3 protein-coding genes are annotated in these 5691 nt (G+C 59.9%); all 3 read right to left on the minus strand.

Features of this window, described 5'->3' with window-relative positions:
- Nucleotides 1-219 precede the first annotated feature (219 nt).
- Complete coding sequence (locus GVN17_RS29380) at nucleotides 220-2553, minus strand: DUF4214 domain-containing protein (protein ID WP_166598776.1); 2334 nt, start codon at nucleotides 2551-2553, stop codon at nucleotides 220-222.
- Nucleotides 2554-3040: 487 nt separating this feature from the next.
- Nucleotides 3041-4015, minus strand: coding sequence for a hypothetical protein (locus tag GVN17_RS29385; protein ID WP_371928647.1), 975 nt, complete (start codon nucleotides 4013-4015; stop codon nucleotides 3041-3043).
- Nucleotides 4016-4041: 26 nt separating this feature from the next.
- A complete protein-coding gene (locus tag GVN17_RS29390; RefSeq protein ID WP_166598778.1) occupies nucleotides 4042-5457 on the minus strand; it encodes an MBOAT family protein in 1416 nt (471 codons plus the stop codon).
- Nucleotides 5458-5691: the final 234 nt, after the last annotated feature.

The following is a 5691-nucleotide window of genomic DNA, read 5'->3' on the forward strand; positions in this document are numbered from 1 at the left end:
TGAATAGAGTTTTCAGGGTTTACTGCCGCTTCGCGCCAGATCGTAGGCAAGCCAACTCCCACGCCTACGGCAGAAGCAGATTTGCGGTGGTTTGCAGTTTTGATTCTGGCCGAAGGCTGTGGGAGTTGGCTTGCCTACGATCCATTGCGCAGCAATGGCAAAACCCTGCCCACACAGTGCAATTGGCACACCGCGTGGGCAGGGGTTTCTCCGTTGTCGTCAGGCTGGTGCGGCGGCGAGTACCAGGTGCGTGGCATCCACATTGGCATCCGCGACGAACACGCCCACCTGCTTGATCCCACCTGAGGTGTCGGCATCCCAGACCACCAGCGTCCCGGCGTCCGGGCCGGTGGAGGCGGTGTAGACGCCCTCTATCAGCGCCACGCCTTTAATCAGCGCGAAGTGCCCATCGGTGACGGTGTGGTTACCGGTTGGATCGAGCGACAACGTGTCTTCGCCCGTCAGGCCAAACGCCTTGAGGTCGATCTTGTCAGTCGCGCCGGCAAAGTTATTGAACACATCCACCGGCTCCGTGCTGGTGAAACCCGTGTCGGCAAAGCTGAAGCTCCCGGCACTGCTCAATCCGGCAAAAGACAGCGTCACCGCGCCGGTACTGATATTACCGTCCAGCGTGTCACCGGCTTCCGATGCGGTCGCGGTCAGTGCCAGGTCGCCGATGCCCACGGAGACGTAGTTGGCGGTATTGGCCACGCTATCGACGATGGAGAAATGCCAATTCGAGGTGTCGAGTACCTGCACCGCAGCAACGGCGCCTACCTGCGCCAGCGTTACCGAATCCGTCACGGTGACGTCTTGCGCATGTTGCAGATAGTCGTAATGGTCGCTCTGCGCATTGGCCACGATATTTGCGCCACTGTCCGAGATGCTATAGGCCCAGAAATCATCGTCCGTGACTTTACCCAACGCATCCCGCTGCTCAATGGTCAGGCTGCCCGCGTCGTTGTCCGTCACGGTCACTGACGACGGGTGTTTGAGGAACAGCGGGTCCGAGGTGTTGATCGCCAGCAGATTCGCTGCGGTGTCCTGGACTTCGTACTCGTTGTTGCCAATCGTGTTATCCGCCAACGCTGCCTGGACGCCCGCCACCGAGTCGTGAACGATGCTGCCGACCGCGTTGCTCAGGAACGTCGCATCGTCACCGGTCGCCCCGACGATATGGGCATGGGTGTCGCGCACGATGTAGTCGGGGTGACCGGCTATCGCGGTGGCACCCTCGGGGGTCTGCAGGTTCGCCAGGGTGTCGGCGACCACGACTTTATTCGTGTTCAGCAGCGCGCCCGTCCCTGCGGCCTCGTTGATTTCGCTCACCGAATCGCGAATGTCGTAGCTCCAGTCGTGATTGCCGGTCAGCGACACCAACTCGTTGTACCAGTCCACCGAGAGCGTCCCTGCGGCGTTGTCCAGCACGCTGATCTTGTCGACGTCGAGCAGGTAATACTTGGCCCAGGTCAGAATGGTCCAGGCCTTGTCGACCACTTCCAGACGGTCGACATTGAGGTAGACGGGGTTGTTGGCCACGATTTCCTTGACCGTGCCCACCGCCGTCACCGAGCCGTTGTAGCCATTGGCATCGACGCCGGTGAAGGTCGCGTCGCCGACTACCGCCACGGTGCTGTCCCCGGAGGTGACCTTATGCGCGGTCATGTCCACACGCACATCGGCGGTGCTGTTCCCCGCGATTTTCAGCACGCCATCGGTGTTGGTCGCGGTCAGCGTGGTCACAGGGTCAGGTGGATCGACCGGGCCCCCGCCGCCACCGCCCGAACCCGGCGTCGCCGCAGCCGCATCGTCATGGGCCAGCGTGGCGGGGTTGTCCAGCGCATGGGTGTCGGTCAGTGCAGACGTCGCCACCGTGCTGATTTTGCTCAGCAGCGTGTCGAGGTTGGTGGACGACGTGACGCTGGTGCTCAGCGTGCTCAGGTAGGTCGCCAGATCGCCCTGCTCGCCCGGCTGGTTGGCGATCAGCGCCGCCACTTTATCCAAGGTATTGCTGAAGCTGGTGACCAATGCAGGCGTGAGGGTCGCCGGGATCAGTTTGATCAACGACAGCGTGCTGCTCAGGCTGTCGTCGCTGGAGGTCACCGTGGTCAGAATCTTCGCCGCCAGCGCGGTGTTGTTGACGCCGTGCTCAGCGAAGGCAATCCCTGCCGCCGCGTTGTTGTCCAGCAGCTTGGCGTCCAGCAGCCCTTGGGCCGAGGTGTTGGCGTGGGCGCCGCTGATGATGGCCTGAATGAAAACGTCACGGCTCACAGCGCCGGAGGCCAGCTGGTTCTGCCAGTACGTCGCGCCATCCGGGTCCGCCGAGCGGCCCAGCACGTTGTTATAGATGGCCGAGATGAACGCGGCGTCGGTGGTGCCGTTCGGGTATTTGGCCTGGCCTTCGGGCTGCTCGTCGACCCAGTTCTTGGCCAGTTGAACGAGGCTGATCGACCCGTTCTGCAATTGGTTGACCCAATACGCCAGGCCATCGGCATCAGGCGCGCGGTCGAAAAAGGCAGTATAGAGTTGCGCTACATCTGTTTGAGTTGTCATGTGCTGCTCCAATAAGGAAACGACTAATCCGTTCTTTTTATCGACAAATAAACATCGTGCTTAGTGAGCACGCGCAAGGTGTTTCAAGATCGGACACAGCACTACCTTAGGCCTCTCCATTACAAAAGACCAAGGGATTAACGGTGATAAGTTTCTATAGCGAAACAGTCCCACGCCAACAAATAACAACGCAAGACGCGTCAAAAAATGTCGTTAGTTTGGCAACTAATTTTACGTTCTTAAAATGACGTCAAAGATGATAACGCCAGAAAAGGCTCAGAAAATGCGCGTCAAAAAAGGCTACACCCGGCGAAAATAAAGGGCTGTAGAGAAGAATCGATTCATCCACTCGACTGAGTGCCCCACCGGGGGAGTGGGCGTCGCATGGCTGACAGCAGCATTAAGCCCCTTTAAGCGTCGACACCCTTATCGTGCCACGCCTATTAATACAAAAGAATGAACAGGCGCTTCTTATTGCAGAGATGCGTTATCGAGACGCTGCACACTTGGCAAATTCAGGCGCCACCCATTTGACCACCTGCTGCATATATAACTGACGGGATTCAGCATTCAGGTGATAGTTAGTATCGAAGAAGCGCTCTATGGGATACATCGTTTCCAATGGCGAACCCACATAGTTCAATCCTTGAGCGCGTGCTTGGTCCGGCAGCGATTGGTAATAACGCAATTCACGTCCTTGGTGATAAGCCGGACGATCCAGCATCGGCGGCGGCATGAAGATCGCGCAGCCTCCCGCCGCTGTCACTTCATCGGCCAAGGCCTTCCAGCTCGCCCAATTGGCGTTCCAGCGATGAGCGTCTGCGCCGTAATGCTCCACTTCAGAGTGCTCGACCAGCCCGCGCATCCACACCTGTTGTTGACTGGCCTCGCTGCGGACCTGATCGCCGCGTCGATCGAGGTTCTGCGGCCCGTACAGCCCGCTCACCGCAAAGCCTGCGGGCAAGCCTCGATACCCGCTCAACACCCGGGTCAGCGGCGTCAGCCACAGCACCTGCGCCAACTGCGCGGTATTGACGTCCACGTGGCGGAAACCAGGGTTCTCCCACCAGTAATCGAGGAATGGGTAGTTGATCGAATAACGCCCGTTGTACATCGGGTACTCGACCGGCAACAGCACCCAGTCTCCCGGTTTGATGGCCTGCCGCGCGTAGTGCTGGATGTAAGGCGACAGCACCCCCGCGTTGACCCCCAGGTTGACCACGGGCCTGCCGAGCGTGCGCTCCAGCACCCCCGAGTCAATCCCGAACATCGCCGCCGACCCCGCGACGACCACCAATTTCGGCCGGTCAATGCCCTTCGCAATCGACAGCTTGTAGGCGAACGCCTGATCGACCCATTGCGTGGTCGGCACCGGGCGATTGGCCTGCCCGGCCAGTAGCAGCAACCAGAGGACGACGACCAGCCCGAGCCCCAGCAACAGGCCCAACAGAAAACGGCTCACGACTCCCAATCGTTTCATCGTCGGCCTCAGAAATTGAAATACAGGAAGGCGCGATCCGGTGCGCCCGCCAACGCCTTGAGCACCAGAAACAGCCCGACCGCGACAAACGCGCCACGCCCCAACGGCCCAAGCATCAGGCTCAGACGGCGGCTGGTCGGTGCGACCAACGCCAAGGCGAGCAAGGCAGCACAGACCACCGGCAAACTCTTGTCGATGTGCATCGCGGCCAGTTCGGTCAGCAGCGTGGCGACATCGAACGTGCCTTCCCAGCGCCAGTCGGTCAGGCGTTCGAACATGTGCAGGCTGGTGGTGAGCGAATCGGCGCGGAACGGAATCCACGCCAGCATCACCACCAGCAGCGTCAGCGCCACGGCCAGTGGACGCGGCAGCCGCCAGTTGCTGAGGTGACGCCAGTAGTGGTTGATCACCAGCAGCGTTCCGTGAATGCCGCCCCAAAGAATGAATTGCCACCCCGCGCCGTGCCACAGACCGCCCAGAAGCATGGTGATCAGCAGGTTGCCGTTGGCGCGCAATCGCCCTTTGCGGTTGCCGCCGAGGGGGATGTAAAGGTAATCGCGCAGGAAGCTCGACAGCGTAATGTGCCAGCGCCGCCAGAACTCGACGATGGACGCGCTCTTATAAGGAGAGCGGAAGTTGGCGGGCAGCTTGATGCCGAACATCAACCCCAGCCCAATGGCCATGTCGGCGTAACCGGAGAAGTCGAAATACAACTGCAAGCCGTAGCTCAGTCCGGCCAGCACCACTTGCGGCGCGCTCAGGATTCCGCCGGTTTGCGCGGTATTGAACAGCGTCGCAACGCCGGGAGCCAAGGGGTCGGCCAACAGGACTTTTTTGACCAGGCCCAGTGTCAGCAACGTCAGCCCCAGTTGCCAAGGCAGCGGGCGACTCAGCCAGCCTCGGGCGATCTGCGGAAACAGCCAGCGCGCATGAACGATGGGCCCGGCGATCAACTGCGGGAAGAAGCACACGAAAAAGCTGTATTGCAGGACGCTGCCGGTGTCTTTAAGACGCCCTTGATACAGGTCCACATGCCAGGCGATTTTCTGGAACGTGAAGAACGAAATCCCCAGCGGCAGGATGATGTGCCAACTGGCGGCGGACGGTAGAAAGCCGAAGAAGAACCCGGCGTATTTGAAGTAGCCGAGCACGCACAGGTTGAACGCCACTGCGACCGTCAGCCAGAACTTCGCCTGTGGCCTGCCCCGCTGTCGGACTTGAAGCTTGCCCAGCACGAAGTTGACGACGATCAGGATCAGCAAGAGCCCCAGGTATCGCCAGCTCCACATGCCATAGAACACCAGAGAACCGACGACGATCATTGCCAGCGCTGCCCGCTCCAGACGCCAGACGCGCAGAACCACGAACAGCAGATAGACCGCCGGGAAGAAGCCGAGAAGAAAAGCGTAGGAACTAAAGATCATAAAGAGGACAAATCGGGGACTACGTTATTGTTGTTGAGCATTTATTGAGCAGCGAAGTGCCGGCGCTGCATCGATCAAACATCCACGGAACCCCGCATAACCTGTAGGCGCCGGCCTGCTGGCGAAAGGGCCAGTACATTCGCTGCATCTCTGTCGCCTGAAACACCGCTTTCGCGGGCAAGCCCACTCCTACAGGTTTTGCGCCAGTTACACATTCTCGTCACGCCACATAAC

It is taken from the genome of Pseudomonas sp. SLFW (assembly GCF_009905615.1).
In the GTDB taxonomy this organism is placed as follows: Bacteria; Pseudomonadota; Gammaproteobacteria; order Pseudomonadales; family Pseudomonadaceae; genus Aquipseudomonas; species Aquipseudomonas bambusae.

What these genes read in the sequence shown, in the direction of transcription:
- GVN17_RS29380 (WP_166598776.1), bottom strand. Translation starts at nt 2,553, where the DNA reads ATGACAACTCAAACAGATGTAGCGCAACTCTATACTGCCTTTTTCGAC.
- GVN17_RS29390 (WP_166598778.1), bottom strand. Translation starts at nt 5,457, where the DNA reads ATGATCTTTAGTTCCTACGCTTTTCTTCTCGGCTTCTTCCCGGCGGTC.